This window comes from Levilactobacillus hammesii DSM 16381, from assembly GCF_001434395.1.
In the GTDB taxonomy this organism is placed as follows: Bacteria; Bacillota; Bacilli; order Lactobacillales; family Lactobacillaceae; genus Levilactobacillus; species Levilactobacillus hammesii.
The window spans coordinates 1-3,664 of the sequence record NZ_AZFS01000031.1 but is presented as its reverse complement, the minus strand read 5'-3'; the positions used below and the strand labels follow the sequence as shown (position 1 = coordinate 3,664).

Genomic DNA, 3,664 nt, shown 5'->3' with positions numbered 1-3,664 from the left:
TCAGGTTATGCTGACAAATTTGTCCAAAAATTCGGATTAAATTTGCAATCTACCATTACCTTTTTCTCTTTTAGAGAGGAAAAGGTGATTTAAATTTCAAAAATGTAAGCGCTTGATTTTAGTGTCGAAAGAGAATAGACTTTAACTACATTGTTAAAAATTAAATTGTGCACCACATTCTAGTAGGAGGCATTTTTATGATTACCAAACACACCAAAGCAACTACAATTTCTGCCGGCACTGCACTTCTCAAAGTGCTAGAAGCATGGCAAGTTGATCACTTATATGGGATTCCTGGTGGCTCTATTAATTCGGTTATGGATGCTCTTGAGGCCGAAAAAAGCCAGCTGCAGTACATCCAAGTTCGTCATGAGGAAGTCGGCGCGATGGCAGCTGCAGCCGATGCCAAACTTACAGGAAAAATCGGCGTTTGCTTTGGGTCAGCAGGCCCTGGCGGAACTCATTTATTAAATGGTTTGTACGATGCCCGAGAAGACCATGTTCCAGTATTAGCATTGATTGGTCAATTTGGAACCTCCGGTATGAATATGGATACTTTTCAGGAAATGAACGAGAATCCCATTTATGCCGACGTCGCCATTTATAATGTTACTGCGGTAAATGCCAACACACTTCCCCATGTAATTGACGAGGCAATTCGCCGGGCGTATGCGCACCAAGGCGTTGCAGTCGTTCAAATACCTGTTGATTTACCTTGGCAACTAATTAAGGCTGAAGATTGGTACTCCTCAGCCAATAGTTACCAAAAACCCCTTCTGCCTCAGCCCAACCCTGAAAAAATAAAACAAGTGGTTGACATACTTCAAACGGCCAAACGACCACTAATCTATTACGGAATTGGCACGCGGGGTGCTGGAAAAGAACTACAAGCATTAAGTCAACAACTAAAGATTCCATTAATCAGCACCTATCCGGCCAAGGGCATTGTCCCCGACGATTACGTGGCTTACCTGGGATCAGCCAACAGAGTGGCGCAAAAACCAGCCAATGAGGCGCTAGCACAAGCTGATACAGTCTTATTTATCGGCAATAATTATCCTTTTGCTGAGGTCTCTAAAGCTTTTAAGAATACATCTAAATTCCTCCAAATCGATATTGATCCGGCAAAATTGGGTAAACGGCACAAAACAAACGTCGCTGTCCTCGCTGATGCCAAATTAGCATTAGCAGCTATTTTACAACAGATTAATGAACGTGATGCAACTCCTTGGTGGCAAGCAAACCTAGCCAACAATAAAAATTGGCGGCAATATCTGGCTAGTTTAGAGAACAAAACAGATGGGCCCTTGCAAGCATACCAAGTATTAAAGGCAGTCAACCAGGTCGCTGACCCCGATGCAGTTTTTTCGATTGACGTTGGTGACATCAATCTAAACGCTAATCGTCATCTGAAGCTGACTCCGAAAAACCAACATATTACGTCAAACTTGTTTGCAACAATGGGCGTAGGAATTCCTGGCGCAATTGCAGCGAAGCTGAATTATCCTTCAAGGCAGGTTTTTAATCTAGCGGGTGATGGAGGAGCAGCCATGACGATGCAAGACCTAGCAACCCAGGTTCAGTACCGTTTGCCAATTATTAACGTTGTCTTTACCAACCATCAATATGGATTCATTAAAGATGAGCAGGAAGATACAAATAAAAATGACTTTATCGGGGTAGAGTTTAATGACATTGATTTTAGTAAAATCGCATCTGGCGTGCACATGAAAGCATTTCGAATTGATAGAATCGATCAACTAACTGACACCTTCAATCAGGCAAGAGATCTTGCCAAAACAGAACCGGTTTTAATTGATGCTGTCATTACCGGGGAGCGACCATTACCCGCTGAAAAGTTGCGGTTGGATTCGTCGGTTTATCCAATAAATGAAGTTCAAGCATTCAAACAACGCTACGCTGCAGAAGACTTACACCCCCTCGCAACATATTTGGCTAAGTATGGACTAACTGATGCACAAAACGAAGTTGGACAAGGTGGCTTCTAGATTAATCGTTTTGGGGTGTAGTTTTCTGAGTATTCTAAACTGATTATTTACTGATTGGAGGTATTAATGTGACTAGAAAAGTTGTGATTGTTGGTGCTTCACATGGTGGTCACCAAGCAATTATTGAACTACTTAATAGATATGACGATATTGACATTACCTTGTTTGAAGCTGGCGATTTTATTTCCTTTATGTCTTGCGGAATGGAACTTTACCTGGAAAATGACGTTACGTCTGTCCATGACGTCCGTAATTTTCGTCCAGCCAGCTTTCCACAAGCAAACGTGCACATTCTAGATAATCATTTGGTAACTAAAATTAATCAGAGTCGACAAACTGTCTCAGTAAAAAATCTTAAAAGTAATCAGGACACCGAAGTTAGCTATGATAAGCTGATTCTCAGTTCGGGGGTGACCCCCAATGCATTGGCCGTTCCCGGTGCGGATCTAGAGAATGTGTTCCTGATGCGGGGCTATGATTGGGCGACGAAAATCAAGGCTAAGCTAGCTGATGATAACATTAAAAATGTAACAATTGTCGGAGCCGGATACATTGGTATCGAGGCCGCTGAAGCTGCCGCCAAGGCAGGCAAACAGGTTACTTTATTAGACGTTATCAGCCGTCCTTTGGGTACCTATCTAGATGCCGAATTAACTGATATTTTAAGTAATGAACTGGCGACAAGAGGAGTTAAAGTTCACACAAATATCGAAATTTCGGAATTCTGTGGTCGCAACGGACAAGTGGAGTGGGTCAAGAGTAAGCAGGACAATTTTCCAAGCGACTTGGTTATTCAAGCTACCGGGGTTAAAGCCAATACCAACTGGCTAAGAGGAACTGTTGATCTTGATGAACGTGGCTGGATCAAAAATGACCCCTATTTGCGAACAAATTTGTCGAATGTTTACGCGCTCGGCGATGCGACCTTGGCCTACTCGGTGGCTGCCGATAAGAAAATGCCAATCGCCTTAGCAACAGTGGCCCGTCGTGAGGCGCGGTATATCGTTAAGCATTTGTTTGAAAAAATACCCACTACGCCCTTTTCTGGTGTCGTTGGCTCCTCTGCTTTGAGTGTTTTCAGTTACAACTTTGCTCAAAGTGGATTAAATAGTTTCACTGCGCATCGTGCGGGCATCAACGTTAACAGTTCCTATTATGAAGATAATCTGCGGCCGGCTTTTATACCAAAAGACAAGGGAAATACAAAAGCTTATACAAAGCTTTTCTTCCAACCTTTTGATCATCGCCTAGTCGGTGGAGCAGTGCTATCAAAGCATGACATCACAGCGCAGGGGAATGTGTTGGCTTTGGCCATTCAATACCGGCTAACCTTAGAGGACCTAGCTGAAGCAGATTTCTTTTTCCAACCTGGGTTTGATCGGCAATGGAGTTTATTGAATTTGGCTGCTCAACATGCGCTAGGTGAAAGTGAGTTTACTAAGAAATAAAGCGGCTTCCCTTTTTTGATAGATAATACGATAAATATAAAAAAGACAGGTTAAAGGCAATGACTCAAGAAAATTATTGCTCTTAACCTGTCTTTTTAATAATTTAATGTATCCAAAGTTCCAAATAACACATTTATTTATAGCTTTGTAAGGTAGATTGCAAATTTAATCCGAATTTTTGGACAAATTTGTCAGCATAACCTGATA

The 3,664-nt window shown here is 42.1% G+C and carries 2 protein-coding genes; both read left to right on the top strand.

Annotation, left to right across the window (positions count from 1 at the left end):
* The first annotated feature begins 197 nt into the window (after positions 1-197).
* Positions 198-2,009, top strand: a complete 1,812-nt coding sequence (gene spxB, locus FD28_RS02150) for a pyruvate oxidase (protein WP_042254363.1) — start codon at positions 198-200, stop codon at positions 2,007-2,009.
* Between the two features lie 68 nt (positions 2,010-2,077).
* Entirely contained in the window at positions 2,078-3,457 is a 1,380-nt protein-coding gene (locus FD28_RS02145) for an FAD-dependent oxidoreductase (RefSeq protein ID WP_020090499.1), read from the top strand.
* The last annotated feature ends 207 nt before the right edge of the window (positions 3,458-3,664 follow it).

Coding starts and splice junctions, on each gene's coding strand:
- spxB (WP_042254363.1), top strand. CDS start 198: ATGATTACCAAACACACCAAAGCAACTACAATTTCTGCCGGCACTGCA.